The organism is Streptomyces tritici, assembly GCF_048500665.1.
Classification (GTDB): domain Bacteria; phylum Actinomycetota; class Actinomycetes; order Streptomycetales; family Streptomycetaceae; genus Streptomyces; species Streptomyces tritici.
Window position 1 is genome coordinate 894,486 of record NZ_CP183183.1, and the last position, 15,693, is coordinate 910,178.

General features: G+C 72.1%; 14 protein-coding genes and 1 riboswitch. Of the genes, 4 read left to right on the forward strand and 10 right to left on the reverse strand.

Annotation, left to right across the window (positions count from 1 at the left end; all coding sequences use genetic code 11):
* Window positions 1–223: 223 nt before the first annotated feature.
* The 8 genes from ACNJ93_RS04115 to ribD form a co-directional block, all read right to left on the reverse strand.
* The gene (locus ACNJ93_RS04115; RefSeq protein ID WP_418955946.1) at window positions 224–676 is read right to left on the reverse strand and encodes a PH domain-containing protein; all 453 of its coding nucleotides are present in this window, start codon (window positions 674–676) and stop codon (window positions 224–226) included.
* Between the two features lie 33 nt (window positions 677–709).
* Window positions 710–1,558, reverse strand: coding sequence for an ATP phosphoribosyltransferase (gene hisG / locus ACNJ93_RS04120; RefSeq protein ID WP_418955947.1), 849 nt, complete (start codon window positions 1,556–1,558; stop codon window positions 710–712).
* A gap of 61 nt (window positions 1,559–1,619) precedes the next feature.
* Window positions 1,620–1,901, reverse strand: coding sequence for a phosphoribosyl-ATP diphosphatase (locus ACNJ93_RS04125; protein WP_418955948.1), 282 nt, complete (start codon window positions 1,899–1,901; stop codon window positions 1,620–1,622).
* Window positions 1,902–1,935: 34 nt separating this feature from the next.
* On the reverse strand, window positions 1,936–2,421 hold the full coding sequence (gene ribH, locus ACNJ93_RS04130) for a 6,7-dimethyl-8-ribityllumazine synthase (RefSeq protein WP_418955949.1): 486 nt from the start codon (window positions 2,419–2,421) through the stop codon (window positions 1,936–1,938).
* A gap of 30 nt (window positions 2,422–2,451) precedes the next feature.
* Window positions 2,452–3,729, reverse strand: a complete 1,278-nt coding sequence (locus tag ACNJ93_RS04135) for a bifunctional 3,4-dihydroxy-2-butanone-4-phosphate synthase/GTP cyclohydrolase II (RefSeq protein WP_418955950.1) — start codon at window positions 3,727–3,729, stop codon at window positions 2,452–2,454.
* Window positions 3,730–3,820: 91 nt separating this feature from the next.
* On the reverse strand, window positions 3,821–4,408 hold the full coding sequence (locus tag ACNJ93_RS04140; RefSeq protein WP_418961303.1) for a nicotinamide mononucleotide transporter family protein: 588 nt from the start codon (window positions 4,406–4,408) through the stop codon (window positions 3,821–3,823).
* A 44-nt stretch (window positions 4,409–4,452) separates the two neighbouring features.
* Window positions 4,453–5,061: a riboflavin synthase gene (locus ACNJ93_RS04145; protein ID WP_418955951.1), complete on the reverse strand. Its 609-nt coding sequence runs from the start codon at window positions 5,059–5,061 to the stop codon at window positions 4,453–4,455.
* A gap of 2 nt (window positions 5,062–5,063) precedes the next feature.
* The gene (ribD, locus tag ACNJ93_RS04150) at window positions 5,064–6,137 is read right to left on the reverse strand and encodes a bifunctional diaminohydroxyphosphoribosylaminopyrimidine deaminase/5-amino-6-(5-phosphoribosylamino)uracil reductase RibD (protein ID WP_418955952.1); all 1,074 of its coding nucleotides are present in this window, start codon (window positions 6,135–6,137) and stop codon (window positions 5,064–5,066) included.
* Window positions 6,138–6,319: 182 nt separating this feature from the next.
* Window positions 6,320–6,449, reverse strand: a riboswitch (FMN riboswitch).
* Between the two features lie 275 nt (window positions 6,450–6,724).
* Here ribD and ACNJ93_RS04155 point away from each other — a divergent pair.
* Window positions 6,725–9,088 carry a chitinase C-terminal domain-containing protein gene (locus ACNJ93_RS04155; protein ID WP_418955953.1) on the forward strand — a complete coding sequence of 788 codons (2,364 nt, stop codon included), beginning with the start codon at window positions 6,725–6,727 and terminating at the stop codon, window positions 9,086–9,088.
* A 93-nt stretch (window positions 9,089–9,181) separates the two neighbouring features.
* Here the strand turns inward: ACNJ93_RS04155 and ACNJ93_RS04160 are convergent, their stop codons facing one another.
* Complete coding sequence (locus tag ACNJ93_RS04160) at window positions 9,182–10,333, reverse strand: ROK family transcriptional regulator (RefSeq protein ID WP_418955954.1); 1,152 nt, start codon at window positions 10,331–10,333, stop codon at window positions 9,182–9,184.
* A gap of 112 nt (window positions 10,334–10,445) precedes the next feature.
* On the opposite strand from ACNJ93_RS04160, the gene ACNJ93_RS04165 reads away from it, so the two are divergent.
* The 3 genes from ACNJ93_RS04165 to ACNJ93_RS04175 all read left to right on the forward strand — a co-directional run bounded on the left by ACNJ93_RS04165 (window position 10,446) and on the right by ACNJ93_RS04175 (window position 13,959).
* Complete coding sequence (locus ACNJ93_RS04165; RefSeq protein WP_418955955.1) at window positions 10,446–11,660, forward strand: MFS transporter; 1,215 nt, start codon at window positions 10,446–10,448, stop codon at window positions 11,658–11,660.
* 90 nt (window positions 11,661–11,750) lie between these two features.
* Window positions 11,751–13,175 carry a uracil-xanthine permease family protein gene (locus tag ACNJ93_RS04170; protein ID WP_418955956.1) on the forward strand — a complete coding sequence of 475 codons (1,425 nt, stop codon included), beginning with the start codon at window positions 11,751–11,753 and terminating at the stop codon, window positions 13,173–13,175.
* 94 nt (window positions 13,176–13,269) lie between these two features.
* Window positions 13,270–13,959: a DUF5995 family protein gene (locus ACNJ93_RS04175; protein WP_418955957.1), complete on the forward strand. Its 690-nt coding sequence runs from the start codon at window positions 13,270–13,272 to the stop codon at window positions 13,957–13,959.
* Between the two features lie 19 nt (window positions 13,960–13,978).
* Here ACNJ93_RS04175 and ACNJ93_RS04180 read toward each other — a convergent pair whose 3' ends face one another.
* The gene (locus ACNJ93_RS04180; RefSeq protein WP_418955958.1) at window positions 13,979–15,673 is read right to left on the reverse strand and encodes a flavin monoamine oxidase family protein; all 1,695 of its coding nucleotides are present in this window, start codon (window positions 15,671–15,673) and stop codon (window positions 13,979–13,981) included.
* Window positions 15,674–15,693: the final 20 nt, after the last annotated feature.

Sequence of the window (15,693 nt, forward strand, 5' to 3'; positions counted from 1 at the left end):
CCTCGGGGACTGGGGCGGCGCAGGTACTACCGGACGATCCGTCCATTGCCGGAGGGAGTCACTCCTCGGGTCGCAGGGAGGCCCCGCGGGCCGGCGGGCGGCCCGTACACGCGAGGCGGTGGCACCGCGTCGGTGCCACCGCCTCCAGATTAGTCACGGGTGCCGGTCCTGGGGCAGGGGGTCGGCCCCGTATGGGGGACCGGACGGCCGCCGCCTCCGGTGCTCAGCCGGCGTCGGTGCCGGTGCCGCGGGCGTCCGCGAGGGCCCGCAGGGCGCGGGCGTCGCGGATGGCGCGTTCCCGGGCGATCCCGGGCTGGATGCCGAGGGCGGGCAGGCTGGTGCCGTCGCTCAGATCGAGGAAGACCCACGGGTCGCCGGGCCGCAGGTTGACCCGGAGGATCTCCGCCCAGGCCAGCCGGCGGGTCCGGGTCAGGTTGACGACCGTGACGCCCTCGTCGTCGGCGACGACCTTGGGGCGGCTCAGCAGCACCAGGATCCCGAGGAACAGGGCGGCGGTGAAGACGAAGCTGACCCGCTCCGCCGGGCTGAGCCGCTCCAGCATCAGCGTGACGGCGGTGATCACGACGAACACCGCCGTCCCCAGGCCGAGCAGGACGAACCGGGTGCGCTGCGGCCGGAAGACGACCGGCAGGGCGGGAACGGGGGTGTCGGACATGCGCGGGGTTCCTTCGGTGGTGCCGGGCGGGCCTCAGAGACGGCAGGCGTGGATGGCCGTGGTGAGGATGGCGCGCGCGCCCAGCTCGTACAGGTCGTCCATGATCCGCTGGGCGTCCCGGGCGGGCACCATGGCTCGGACGGCGACCCAGCCCTCGTTGTGGAGCGGCGAGATCGTCGGCGACTCCAGGCCGGGGGTGAGGGCGACGGCCCGCTCCAGGTGCTCGGCGCGGCAGTCGTAGTCCATCATCACGTAGCTGCGGGCGACGAGGACGCCCTGCAGGCGGCGCAGGAACTGCTGCACCTTGGGGTCGTCGGAGGGCGCGGCGGTGCGGCGGACCACGATCGCCTCGGACTTCAGGATCGGCTCGCCGATGACGGTCAGGCCCGCGTTGCGCAGGGAGGTGCCGGTCTCGACGACGTCGGCGATGACCTCGGCGACGCCGAGCTGGATCGCGGTCTCGACGGCGCCGTCGAGGTGCACGACGGAGGCGTCGATGCCCTGGTCGGCGAGGTGCTTGGCGACGATGCCCTCGTAGGAGGTGGCGATCGTCATCCCGCCGAAGTCCTTCGGGCCCTCGGCGGTGCCGGGCTTGGTGGCGTAGCGGAAGGTGGACCGGCCGAAGTTCAGCGGCAGGATCTCCTCGGCGTTGGCGCCGGAGTCGAGCAGCAGGTCGCGGCCGGTGATGCCGATGTCGAGGCGGCCGGACGCCACGTAGATCGCGATGTCCTTGGGGCGCAGGTAGAAGAACTCGACGTCGTTGTCCGGGTCGACGGTGACGAGTTCCTTGGACTCCTTGCGCTGCCGGTAGCCCGCCTCATGGAGCATCTCCATCGCAGGTCCGGAGAGGGAACCCTTGTTGGGGACGGCGATGCGCAGCATGAGGTGGGCTTCCTTTGCCTCGGGCGGTGTCTGATTCGGGAGGTCTTGTCTTACAAGGTGCTCAGAGGTGGGCGTAGACGTCGTCGAGGGAGATCCCGCGGGCGACCATCATCACCTGGACGTGGTACAGCAGCTGCGAGATCTCCTCGGCGGCGGCGTCCTTGCCCTCGTACTCGGCGGCCATCCACACTTCGGCGGCCTCCTCGACGACCTTCTTGCCGATCGCATGGACGCCCTTGCCCACCAGTTCCGCGGTGCGGGAGGTGGCCGGGTCGCCGGTCTCGGCCTTGAGCTTCAGCTCGGCGAAGAGCTCTTCGAAGCTTTTACGGGTTTCGTTCGCCATGATGTCCTAAGAGTACGGGGTCGCGATGCCCTGCTCAGCGCCAGGGTTCGCTCACGGTGCGCAGCGTGGTGGCGGTGGCGACGGCGGCGGTGACCGCTTCGTGGCCCTTGTCCTCGGAGGAGCCCTCCAGCCCGGCCCGGTCGAGGGCCTGCTCCTCGTTGTCCACGGTCAGCACGCCGAAGCCGACGGGTACGCCGGTGTCGATGGCGACCTGGGTGAGGCCGTTGGTGACGCCCTGGCACACGTACTCGAAGTGCGGGGTACCGCCGCGGATGACGACGCCGAGCGCGACGATGGCATCGTAGCCGCGGCCGGCGAGCACCTTGGCCACCACGGGCAGTTCGAAGCTGCCGGGGACGCGCAGCAGCGTCGGCTCGTCGATGCCGAGCTCGGACAGGGCGCGCAGGGCGCCGTCGACGAGTCCGTCCATGATCTTCTCGTGCCACTGGGCAGCGATCACCGCGACCCGGAGGTCGCCGCAGTTCTTCACGCTGAGGACGGGGGCGCCCTTGCCGCTCATGTTGCTCCTTGCCGGTCGTACGTACGGGAATTACTGGTTGCCGCAGGTGGTGGCCGTGGGGCCGTCCAGCCAGGGGAGGTCGTGGCCCATCCGGTCCCGCTTGGTGCGCAGGTAGCGGAGGTTGTGCTCGCCCGCCTGGACGGGCATGGGCTCGCGGCCCTCGACCTTCAGGCCGTGCCGGGCGAGGGCGTCGATCTTGTCGGGGTTGTTGGTCATCAGCTTCAGGCTGCGGACGCCGAGGTCGGCGAGGATCTGCGCGCCGGCCGCGTAGTCGCGGGCGTCGGCGGGCAGGCCCAGCTCCAGGTTGGCGTCCAGGGTGTCGCGGCCGCGCTCCTGGAGCTCGTACGCGCGGAGCTTGGACAGCAGCCCGATGCCGCGGCCCTCGTGGCCGCGCAGGTACACCACGACGCCGCGGCCGGCCTCGGTGATGCGCTCCATGGACGCCTGCAGCTGGGGGCCGCAGTCGCAGCGCAGCGAGTGGAAGATGTCGCCGGTCAGGCACTCGGAGTGGACCCGGACGAGGATGTCCTCGCCGTCGCCGAGCTCGCCGTGGACGAGGGCGATGTGCTCGACGCCGTCGACGGTGGAGCGGTAGCCGTACGCGGTGAAGTCGCCGTGCGCGGTGGGCAGCGCGACCTCGGCCTCGCGGCGGACGGTCGGCTCGGCGGAGCGGCGGTAGGCGATCAGGTCCTCGATGGAGATGATCGTCAGTCCGTGCTTGCGGGCGAACGGGATCAGCTCGGGCAGCCGGAGCATCACGCCGTCCTCGCCGGCGATCTCGACGATCGCGCCGGCCGGGCGCAGACCGGCGAGCCGGGCCAGGTCGACGGCGGCCTCGGTGTGGCCGTTGCGGACGAGGACACCGCCCTCCTTGGCGCGCAGCGGGAAGATGTGGCCGGGGCGCACGAAGTCGCCGGGCTCGTACTGCCCGCTGGCGAGCATCTGGAGGGTGGTGGCGCGGTCGGCGGCGGAGATGCCGGTGGTGACGCCGTACGCGGGGGCCGCGTCGACGGAGACGGTGAACGCGGTCCGCATCGACTCGGTGTTGTGGTCGACCATCTGCGGCAGCCGGAGGCGCTCCAGCTCCTCGCTCTCCATGGGTGCGCAGATCAGGCCGCGGCACTCGCTCATCATGAAGGCGACGATCTCGGGGGTGGCCTTCTCGGCGGCGATGACGAGGTCGCCCTCGTTCTCGCGGTCCTCGTCGTCGACGACGACGACGGGCCGGCCGGCGGCGATGTCCCGGATGGCCTGCTCGACGGGGTCGAGGACCAGATCGGTGTTGTCCCAGACAGGAAGCGCGCTCATGCTGCGCCCCTTTCGTTCGCTTCTCCGCCTGCGCGGCGCGAAGGTGCGGCCATCGATGTCGTCTGCGGCCCGGCGGCCGCGCACGCGTCGCTCACAGCAGAGTTCCTTCCAGAGCGGGGGTGCGCGTGCGGAGCCACCAGTCGCGCATGCCCCAGAGGACGAGGACGAAGTAGATCACGTAGACGAGGCCGGAGAAGGCGAGGCCGCTGCTGAAGGCGAGCGGGACGCCGACCAGGTCGACGAGCAGCCAGGCGAACCAGAACTCGACGAGGCCGCGGGCCTGGGCGACCATCGCGACCAGGGTGCCGACGAAGATGTACGCGTCGGCCCAGGGGCTCCAGGACAGCGAGGGGTACAGGGTGAACAGCCCGCCCACGGCGAGGGTGCCGAGGACGGCGCCGCCGGCCAGCACCCCGCGCTCCTTCCAGCTCGCGAAGCGGACGGCGATGGAGCCGTCCTGGGCCTGCTGCCGGCCGCGGGTCCACTGGTGCCAGCCCCAGGCGGCGATGCCGATGACCAGAAGCTGCTTGCCGACGCCGCCGGCGAGCTGCGCGGAGGCGTACGCGGCGACCAGGATCAGGCCGGACAGCAGCTGGGCGGGCCAGGTGAGGACCGAGCGCCGCCAGCCGAGGGCCAGGGCGATCAGGCCGATGGTGTTGCCCAGCATGTCGGACCACATGATGTGCTGCCCGAGGACGCTGAAGGCTTCGGAGTTGAGCCAGCTCACTGGAGGTTCTCCCGGGCGTTCGGGCCGAGCAGCCGCTCGACGTACTTGGCGATGACGTCCACCTCGAGGTTGACGGGGTCGCCGCTCTGCTTGATGCCGAGCGTGGTCAGCGCGAGGGTGGTGGGGATGAGGCTGATGCTGAACCAGTCGTCGGCCGCCTCGACGACGGTGAGGCTCACGCCGTCGACGGTGATGGAGCCCTTCTCGACGACGTACCGGGACAGGTGCGCGGGCAGCGCGATCCGGACGAGCTCCCAGTGCTCGGAGGGGGTCCGGTCGAGGATCGTGCCGGTGCCGTCCACGTGGCCCTGGACGATGTGTCCGCCGAGCCGGCCGCCGACGGCCATCGGGCGCTCCAGGTTGACCCGGGAGCCGGGCTCCAGGGCGCCGAGGGAGGAGCGCTTGAGGGTCTCCGCCATGACGTCGGCGGTGAACTCGCCGTCCGCGGTCTCCACGACCGTGAGGCAGACGCCGTTCACGGCGATGGAGTCGCCGTGCTTGGCGCCCTCGGTGACGAGGGGGCCGCGCAGCCGGAAGCGGGACGCGTCGTCCAGCTTCTCGACGGCGGTGACCTCACCCAGTTCTTCGACGATTCCGGTGAACACGGTCAGCGCTCCTTGATGATGGCGGTGATGCGGAGATCGGGGCCGATGCGGACGGTCTCGGTGACGTCGAGCCGGAACGCGTCGGCGAGGGTGCTGATTCCGGCGTCCTGGAGGGCCGCGGGGCCCGTGCCGAGGAGGACCGGGGCGAGGTAGCCGACGACCTGGTCGACGGCGCCCGCGGCGAGGAAGGCGCCCGCGAGGGTGGGGCCGCCTTCGAGGAGGACGGAGCGGACGCCGCGCCGGTGCAGGGCGTCCAGGAGGGCCGGGACGGACAGGCCGCGCTCGGCCCGGGGCAGGCGTACGGCCTCGGGCAGGTCGGTGGCGGCGTCCTCGGCGACGGCGATCAGGGTGGGCGCGGCGTCGTCGAGGACCCGGGCGCCGGGCTTGACCGCGGTGCCCTCGGTGTCGACGACGACCCGCAGCGGCTGGACGGCCCCCTCGATCCCCCGTACGGCGAGGTGCGGGTCGTCGGCGCGGGCGGTGCCGGAGCCGACGACGACGGCGTCGGCCTCGGCGCGCAGCCGGTGGACGTCGGCGCGGGACTCGGCGGAGCTGATCCAGCGGGAGGTGCCGTCGGCGGCGGCGATCCGGCCGTCGAGGGTGGCGGCGTACTTCCAGCGGACGAAGGGGCGGCCGCGGCGCACGGAGGTGAGCCAGGCGACGTTGACCGCCTCGGCCTCCTCGGCGAGCAGGCCCTGCTCGACCCGGACGCCGGCCCCGCGCAGGGTGTCGGCGCCGCCGGTGGCCTGCGGGTTCGGGTCGCCGACGGCGTACACGACGCGGGCGATCCCCGCCTCGATCAGGGCCTGGGCGCAGGGACCGGTGCGGCCGGTGTGGTTGCAGGGTTCGAGGGTGACGTAGGCGGTGCCGCCGCGGGCGAGGACGCCGGCCTCGCGCAGGGCGTGGACCTCGGCGTGCGGGCCGCCGGCGCGCCGGTGCCAGCCTCCGCCGACCTGGTGGCCGGAGGCGTCGTGGACGACGCAGCCGACGACGGGGTTCGGGCTGGTGGCGCCGAGTCCGCGGGCCGCGAGCGCGACGGCGCGCCGCATGGCGGTGATGTCGGCCTGGTCTGCCACCGGGTCCTCCTGCCTCTTCGGGCACGGACTCCGGGGCCTGTCGATGACGACAGAGAGCGGGAACGAAACGCCTCACGAGGGGTGCCGAGGCCGGATACGCCGGACCGCCGCGTGCACCGGACGCGCCGGTGGCGGCGATCAGCGGGTACGGCCGGTGCGCCCGTCCTGAGGACGATCACCCGCCGCGCACTGCCTCCCATCCGGACTTTCACCGTCGGTCCAGGAATCTCACCTGGTCAACCGGCCGCTGGCTGCGGACGGGTCGCGGACTATACCGCCGGTTCGGAATTACACCGACCCCGGAGTGCGCTGCTGCTGATACAGGGCCAGTCTGCCACGGTCGGGCGTCGGCCATGCGGCCGAGCCCCTGTGGGCTGGCTCACAAGGGGGCGCAGGAGGGGTCACAGGGGGTCACGCAGGGGCCGGGGCGGTGAGCACTTTGGTCCAGACCTATTGACCAACTGGTCTAGTCCTCTTAAGGTCCGTGTCACCTCCGAGGTACGGCCCGCCGGCGTGCGCACGCCCGGGCTCCACACGCACCACCCTCCCGTTCGTTGTGTGTTCGACCTCCCTAGGAGGAACCGATCGTGCCGTCCCCCACCAAGCGGAGAGCCCTGCTCGCCGCGTCCGGCGTGGCCGCCGCCGGGCTGCTGTTCAGCTCGCTCTCGGGCGGAGTCTCGTACGCCGCCGACAACGAGAGCTGTCGCCCCGACGGGCTCTACAAGACACCGGGCGTCGACGTCCCCTACTGCTCGGTCTACGACACCGAGGGCCGCGAGAAGATGGGCGCCGACCACCAGCGCCGCGTCATCGGCTACTTCACCGGCTGGCGCACCGGCAAGAACGGCGAGCCCGCCTACCTCGCGAACGACATCCCGTGGGACAAGGTCACCCACATCAACTACGCCTTCGGCCACATCGGTTCCGACAACAGGCTGTCGGTCGGCGCGGACGGCCCGAACAACGCGGCCACCGGCATGACCTGGCCCGGCGTCCCCGGCGCCGAGATGGACCCGGCGCTGCCCTACAAGGGCCACTTCAACCTGCTGACCAAGTACAAGAAGCAGCACCCGGACGTGAAGACGCTGATCTCGGTCGGCGGCTGGGCGGAGACCGGCGGCTACTTCGACGCCGACGGCACCCGGGTGAACTCCGGCGGCTTCTACTCGATGGCGACCAACGCGGACGGCTCGGTCAACCAGGCCGGCATCGACACCTTCGCCGACTCGGCCGTCGCGTTCGTCAAGAAGTACGGCTTCAACGGCGTCGACATCGACTACGAGTACCCGACGACGATGAAGGACGCGGGCAACCCGCTGGACTGGCAGCTCGCCAACGCCCGCCGGGCGGGCCTGGTCAAGGGCTACGACGCGCTCATGAGGACGCTGCGCGAGAAGCTCGACCGGGCCGGCGCCGCCGACGGCAGGCACTACCTGCTCACCGTCGCCGCGCCCTCCTCCGGCTACCTGCTGCGCGGCATGGAGACCTTCCAGATGCAGAGGTATCTGGACTACGTCAACATCATGTCCTACGACCTGCACGGCGCCTGGAACGAGTACGTCGGCCCCAACGCGTCGCTGTTCGACGACGGCAAGGACGGCGAGCTGGCCGCCGCGGGCGTGTACGGCTCCGCGCAGTACGGCGGCATCGGCTACCTCAACACCGACTGGGCGTACCACTACTTCCGCGGCTCCATGCCGGCCGGCCGCATCAACATCGGCCTGCCGTACTACACCCGCGGCCACAAGAACGTGCAGGGCGGCACCGACGGACTATGGGGCAAGGCCGCCGCGACCACCTGTCCGGCCGGCTCCGGCCTGACCAAGTGCGGCGACGGCGCGGTCGGCATCGACAACCTGTGGCACGACAAGGACACCAACGGGCAGGAGTCGCCCGCCGGCTCCAACCCGATGTGGCACGCCAAGAACCTGGAGAAGGGGATCGTCGGCGACTACGTCACGAAGTACGGCTTCCCCGCGGACACCCGGCTCACCGGCACCTACGCCCGCAAGTACGACGCCACCCTGGTCGCGCCGTGGCTGTGGAACGCCGAGAAGAAGGTCTTCCTCTCCACCGAGGACGAGCAGTCCGTGGCCGCCAAGGCCGACTACGTGGTCGACCGCGGCATCGGCGGCACGATGGTCTGGGAGCTGGCCGGCGACTACGCCTGGAACGCGGCCAAGGGCCAGTACGAGATGGGCTCCACGCTCACCTCCCTGATGTACGACAGGTTCAAGGCCGCCTCGGCGTACGGCGCGAAGAAGTCCGACAAGGCGCTGCCCACGAAGGCGCTCGACATCACGGCGGAGTTCGGCGAGTTCAAGCTCGGCGACTCCAACTACCCGATCACGCCGAAGCTGAAGCTCACCAACCGCACGAAGACCACGCTGCCGGGCGGCACGGAGTTCCAGTTCGACTACGCCACCGCCGCCCCGGGCAACGCCTCCGACCAGTCCGGCTTCGGCACGAAGGTCATCAGCAGCGACCACACCGGCAACAACGTCGGCGGTCTGAAGGGCAACTTCCACCGGGTCTCGCTGAAGCTGCCGGCCTGGCAGTCGCTCGCCCCGGGGGCGTCGGTGGACCTGGCCTTCAACTACTACCTGCCGGTGTCCACCCCCTCCAACTGGACGGTCACCGTCGGCGGTACGACGTACGCGATGGCCGGCGACCTGGCGCGCGGGACGACGGTGACCGAGCCGGGCGGCGGCACGCCGACGCCCACGCCGACCCCGACGAACCCGACGCCCACGCCGACGCCCACCCCGACGCCCACGCCGACCGACCCGGCCTCGTGCACCGCGCCGGCGTACGTGGCCGGCCAGACCTACACCGCGGGCAGCACGGTCTCCCACAAGGGCCGCACGTGGAAGGCCAAGTGGTGGACGCAGAACGAGGAGCCCGGCACCACCGGCGAGTGGGGCGTCTGGCAGGACCTGGGCGCCTGCTGATCCCGCACGCCTGAAGAACTCTCGGCCCTGAAGAACTCCCGGCGGCGGACCACCCGGCCCTTGCCGCCGCCGGGACCCCCTTCGGCCCGGCGGCTACGACGCGTCCGCCGGGCCGAACAGCTCGTCCTGGGCCGCGTCGCGGGCGGCGAGGAGCGCGCCGCGGAGCACCGCGCCGTCGCCGAGGGCGGTCGGCCGGACCTCGGTGCGCAGCGGGGAGAGCCGCGCGAGCCGCTCCTCCACGCGGGCCGCGAGGGCGGCGCCCCCGGCGTGGCCGTTCTGCCCGCCGAGGACGACGCAGCCCGGGTCGAGGACCGAGGCGACCGCGGCCGCCCCGACGGCCAGCCGCGCGGCGAGCTCGTCGAGGAAGGGCCCGTCGGCCGAGGCCAGGGCCGTACGCGGGTCGAGCCCGTGCCGCACGGCGAGCGCGTCGACCGCCGCCGCGCCGGCCAGCGCGTGGAAGCCGCCCCCGCAGTCGGTGGCCGAGGGCAGCGAGGCCGTGCCCGGCACCGGCAGGAAGCCCAGCTCGCCCGCGCCGCCGGAGGCGCCCCGGCGCAGCCGGCCGTCCAGGACCACGGCGGCCCCGACGCCCTGGCCGAGCCAGATCAGGACGAAGGTGTCGCGGTCCCGCGCGGCGCCGACGCGCTGTTCTGCGACGGCGGCCAGATTGGTCTCGTTCTCGATCAGGACCGTGGCCGGGAGCCTGCGCTGCAGGACGGGCGCGAGCCGGCGGTGCCAGGCCGGCAGCCCGGAGGAGTCGTGGAGCTCGCCGGTCGCCGGGTCGATCAGGCCGGGCGCGCCGATGCCGACGCTGTGCAGCCGGACGGCGCCGGCCTCCCGGGCGGTGCGCTCCAGGAGGGCGGCGGCCCGTTCGACGGCGGGCTCGGGCGGCGGTTCGGCGGCGGTGCCGTCGCCGATGGGGACGGACGCCTCGGCGAGCGTGACGCCAAGCAGGTCGGCGACCACGACGGAGACCGAGTCGGTGCGCACGTCGAGCGCGGCGAGGTGCGCCCGGTCGGCGACGATGCCGTACAGCTTCGCGTTGGGGCCGCGGCGCTCCGCGCCCGACTCCCCCACCACCCGGACGAGTCCGGAGTCCTGGAGCCGCTCGACGAGGTCGGCCACGGTGGGCCGGGACAGTCCGGTGAGCGTCTTCAGTTGCGTCGCCGTCAACGGGCCCTCGTCCTGGAGCAGGCGCAGGGCGAGCCGGTCGTTGATGGCCCGGGCGGTGCTCGGGGATGCGGCCATGCGGGGATCCTCTCAGACGCTCGGGCACTGCAGTCCGGCTGACTCCCTATTTATCAGGCAGGGTTCCTGATAGTTTACGCGCCATCGTCAACGAGGGGACCCGGGAGGGAACATGACGGCCGAGACCGACACCGTCCTCACGACCGAGCGGCTGCGGCGTGCCCGTTTCGCCGTCGCTGCCGTCTTCTGCGTGCACGGCGCGGTCACCGGCAGCTTCGCCACCCGCATCCCCTGGATCCAGGAGCACGCCGGCGTCTCGGCCGGACAGCTCGGCCTGGCGCTGGCCTTCCCGGCGCTCGGCGCGTCCCTGGCGATGCCCCTGGCGGGGGCGGTCAGCCACCGCTTCGGCGCGCGTCCGGCCCTGCGCGGACTGCTGGTGTTGTGGACGGCGTCCCTTCTCCTGCCGTCGCTCGCGCCGAACGTGTACGGGCTGTGCGCGGCGCTCTTCGTGTACGGGGCCACCTCGGGCATGTCCGACGTCGCGATGAACGCGCTCGGCGTCGAGACCGAGAACCGGCTCGGCAAGTCGATCATGTCCAGCCTGCACGGCATGTGGAGCGCGGGCGCCCTCATCGGCTCCGCCGCCGGCACGGTCGCCGCGCACCTGGACGTCGACGCCCGGACGCACCACTTCCTCGCCGCCGCGGTCCTCACCGTGCTCGGCCTGGTGTTCTGCCAGGGCGTCCTGGACCTGCGCAGCACCCCCGAGGAGGAGGCGCCGCCGCGCTTCGCGCTGCCCCCGCGCTCCGCGCTGCTCATCGGCGCGATCGGCTTCTGCGGCGTCTTCGCCGAGGGCGCCAGCCTGGACTGGTCGGCGCTCTACCTGGAGGACGAACTCGGCGCCTCGGCCGGCCTGGCGGCCGCCTGCACCACCGTGTTCGCGCTGACCATGGCGGTGGCCCGGCTGGTGGGCGACCGCGTGGTGGACCGCTTCGGCCCGGTGCGCACGGTACGGGCCGGCGGCGCGACGGCCACGCTCGGCGGGGCGCTGGTGGTCGTCGCCCCGCACCCGGGGCTCGCGATGGCCGGTTTCGGGCTGATCGGGCTCGGCGTCGCGGTCGTGGTCCCGCTGGCCTTCGCCGCGGCGGGCCGCAGCGGCCCGAACCCCAGCCAGGCCATCGCGGGCGTCGCGACCATCACGTACACCTCCGGCCTGATCGCCCCCTCGGCGATCGGCGGGATCGCCGACGCGACCTCGCTGACCTTCTCGTTCGGCCTGGTCACCCTGCTCGCCCTGGGCCTGGTCGCGGGAGCGGGCGTGCTCCGCCCGGCGGGCCGGACGTCCGCACGCCCGGCGCCGGCCGCGACTCCGGCCGAGCCCCGCTGACCACCGGCGCACTACCCTGTGGCCTGAACTTTTTCGGCCACGACGCGGCCGATGGCACCGGAACGGCACCGGAGAACGGGAGCGAACCACATGAACCTCGGCGTGCGCTGGAGTCTGCACGGCGACGGGCGGACACCCGCGCCGGGCGCCGTCGTCCGCCCGGACGAACGGCTCTCCTGGCCGCGCACGGTCGGGCTCGGCGCCCAGCACGTGGTCGCCATGTTCGGCGCGTCCTTCGTGGCGCCCGTGCTCATGGGGCTCGACCCGAACCTGGCGATCATGATGTCGGGGTTCGCCACGGTCATCTTCCTGCTGGCGACCCGCGGCACCGTTCCCTCGTACCTCGGCTGCTCGCTGTCCTTCGTCGGCGTCGCGGCGGCGATCCGCGCCTCCGGCGGCAGCAGCGCCACGGTCACCGGCGCGGTGTTCGTGGTCGGCGCGGTGCTGTTCCTCGCGGGTCTGGCGGTACGGAAGTTCGGCGCGCGGATCATCCACGCGGCGATGCCGCCGATCGTCACCGGCGCGGTCGTCATGCTGATCGGCTTCAACCTGGCCCCGGTGACCGCCGCGACGTACTGGCCGCAGGACCAGTGGACCGCCCTGCTGGTGATGCTGTTCACCGGTCTGGCCGTGGTCTGTCTGCGGGGCTTCTGGTCGCGGATCGCGATCTTCCTCGGCCTGATCTTCGGCTACGCGATCTCCTGGGTCTTCGACCTCGCCTTCGGCAAGATCCACTCGATGAGCCCGAGCGGCCGGGTCACCGACCACTGGCGGCTCGACCTTTCCGGCGTCGCCGAGGCCGACTGGATCGGCCTGCCCCACCTGCACGGACCCAGCTTCGAGTGGTCCGCGATCCTCGTCGCGCTTCCCGTCGTCATCGCGCTGATCGCCGAGAACGCCGGACACGTCAAGGCCGTCGGCGAGATGACCGGCGACCCGCTCGACGACAGGCTCGGCACCGCGATCGCCGCCGACGGCGCCGCGTCGATGCTCTCCACCGCCGTGGGCGGCCCGCCGAACACCACGTACTCCGAGAACATCGGCGTCATGGCCGCCACCCGCGTCTACTCCACCGCCGCCTACTGGGCCGCGGCCGGTTTCGCGCTGCTCTTCGGACTGTGCCCCAAGTTCGGCGCGGTCGTCGCGGCGATCCCCGGCGGGGTGCTCGGCGGCATCACCGTGATCCTGTACGGCATGATCGGCCTGCTCGGCGCGCAGATCTGGATCAACGCCGGGGTGGACCTGCGCAATCCGCTGAACCTGGTGCCGGCCGCGGCGGGCATCATCATCGGCATCGGCGGCGTGAAACTGACCTTCACCGACACCTTCGAGCTGGGCGGGATCGCGCTCGGCACGCTGGTCGTCATCACCGGCTACCACGTGCTGCGGGCCTTCGCCCCGGCGCACATGAAGGAGCAGGAGCCGCTGCTCGACGCGGGCACCAGCGCGTACGAGAGCGGGACGGCCGGCGGGACGGACGGCCGGACGGGCGAGGAGCCCGCGGCGAAGTCCTGACCGGTCCGCCCGGCGTCCCGGCCCGTTCGCCCGTTCCGGTGAGCGCGGGGCCGAGGAGTTCCCTCCCGGCCCCGGCGGCTGGGACGCTGCCGCCATGGCGTGGATCGGGCAGTGCGCGACGTCGGTCGACCCCGTGGTGGACCGGATGCGGGCCCTGCGGTCGGGCTGGCATCCGGCCGACGGGGTCGCGGTGTTCCACCGGGTCTATCTGACGGTCACCGAGGAGATCGGCCACGCCGTGGCGGCGGGCGCGTTCGCCGACCGGAGGGCCGCCGCCACCCTCGACGTACGGTTCGCCGAGCGCTATCTGAGGGTCGTCGACGCGTACGCGGCCGGAGCGCCCGTACCGGCCTGCTGGCGGCCGCTGTTCCACTACCGCCGGCATCCCGGGGTGCGGCCGCTGCAGTTCGCGCTGGCCGGGATCAACGCGCACATCGGCCACGACCTGGCCCTCGCGGTGGTCGACGCCTGCCGGGCGCTGGACTGCGGCCCGCGCGACCTGGAGGACGAGTTCGACCGGGTCGGCGAGGTGCTGGTGCTCCTGGAGGAACGGATCCGCGAGGAACTGATGCCGGGCCCGGACCTCCTGGAGATCGCGGACCCGCTGACGCATCTGCTGGGCTGCTGGAGCCTGGAGCGCGCCCGCGACGGGGCCTGGCTCACCGCCCGCTCCCTGTGGCAGCTGCGCGGCCTGCCCGACCTGGCCGAGGAGTTCACCGAACGCCTCGACCGCTCGGTCGGCCTGGTCGGCCGCATGCTGCTCACACCCCTGGCACGCCCGTAGGGGCTGCGCCCGGAGGGACTCAGTCCTCCGGCAGTTCCACCGGGGCGATCTCGTCGTAGACGTCGCCGGGGCCCGGGTTGGTGGCGTCGGTGGCGCCGCCGAAGTGGTGCATCACGCCCCACACCGCGTTGAGCGCGGTCTGGATCGCGCCCTCGGCCCAGCCGGCCGTCCAGGAGATGTCGTCGCCGGCCAGGAAGATGCCGCGCTTGTCCTCCGGCAGGCGGTCCTGCATGAAGTGGGTGAACAGGCGGCGCTGGTAGCGGTAGTGGCCCGGCAGGTTGGCCTTGAACGCGCCCATGAAGTAGGGCTCGTTCTCCCAGGAGACGGTGACCGGGTTGCCGATGATGTGCTTGCGGATGTCGACCTTCGGGTAGATCTCGCCGAGCGACTTCAGCATGACCTCCATCCGCTCCTGGGCGGACAGCGGCAGCCACTTCAGGCTGTCGTCGCACCAGGTGTAGGACAGGCAGATCACGGCCGGCTTGTCCGGGCCGTCGTCGAGCAGGTACGTGCCGCGGGTCATCCGGTCGGTCAGCGTCATCGACATGACGTCCCGGCCGGTCTCCTCGTCCTTGTCCAGCCAGAACGGCCGGTCCACGGGCACGAAGAGCTTCGAGGACTCCATGTAGTGGGTGCGCTCGATCGCCGTCCAGTGGTCGATCGGGAAGAGCGAGTCGTCGCAGGCGATCTTGGAGAGCAGCATCCAGGACTGGGCGGTGAAGATCGCCGCCTGGTACGTGCGGATGTCGCCGGAGGCGTCGGTGACGGTGATCCGGTTGCCGGCGGCGCGGGTCAGCCGGGTCACGGCCGGGCGCGGCTCGCCCTCGTGCAGCGACTTGAGCGAGGTGCCCAGCGGCCAGTGCACGATCTTCTGCGGCTCGCGCTCCCACAGGCGCAGCGGCAGCTGCTGCGAGCCGCCGACGATGCCGCGGTGGTGGTCGTCGGCCTCGGTGTAGACGACGCGGAGGATCTCCAGGATGGAGTTCGGGAAGTCGGTGTCCCAGCCGCCGGTGCCGAAGCCGACCTGGCCGAAGATCTCGCGGTGCCGGAAGGACTTGAAGGCCTCGGAGTCGCAGAGGAAGCCGTAGAAGGTCTGGTTGTCGAGCTTCTCGACGAGCTTCGCCCAGATCTCGCGGATGCGCGGGACGTCGCGCTCGCGCATGGCGCGGTTCATGTCGGAGAAGTCGGCGCCCTCGTCGAGGCACTTGTTCCACGCCTCGGCGACGTCGCGATAGACCTGCGGCAGGTCGTCGATGGTCTCCGCGTAGTGGGACTCGCCCTTGAGGTCGACGACGGTCGACGGGGTGGACTCGGCCAGCGGGTTCGGGAACGGCTTGGTCTTCAGGCCGACCAGGTCGATGTAGTGCTGCAGGGCGGTCGAGGACGGCGGGAAGCGCATCGCGCCCATCTCCGCGGTCAGCCCCTCGGTCTCCGGGCCCTCGAAGCCGACGGTGCGCAGCCGGCCGCCGATCTGGTCGGCCTCGTACACGACGGGCTTGAGGCCCATCTTCATCAGCTCGTAGGCGGCGACGATGCCGGACAGGCCGCCGCCGATGATCGCGACCTCGGTGCCGTGCTCGGTCGCCGGGATCTGGCCGAGACCGGCCGGGTGGGCCAGGAAGTCGTCGTACGCGTAAGGGAAGTCCGGACCGAACATGGTGATCGGCGGCTGCGCGTCGGTGTGCTGGACGGCGGTGGGCACCGTGGACGTCATGGGGTCGGGCTCCTTGCGGG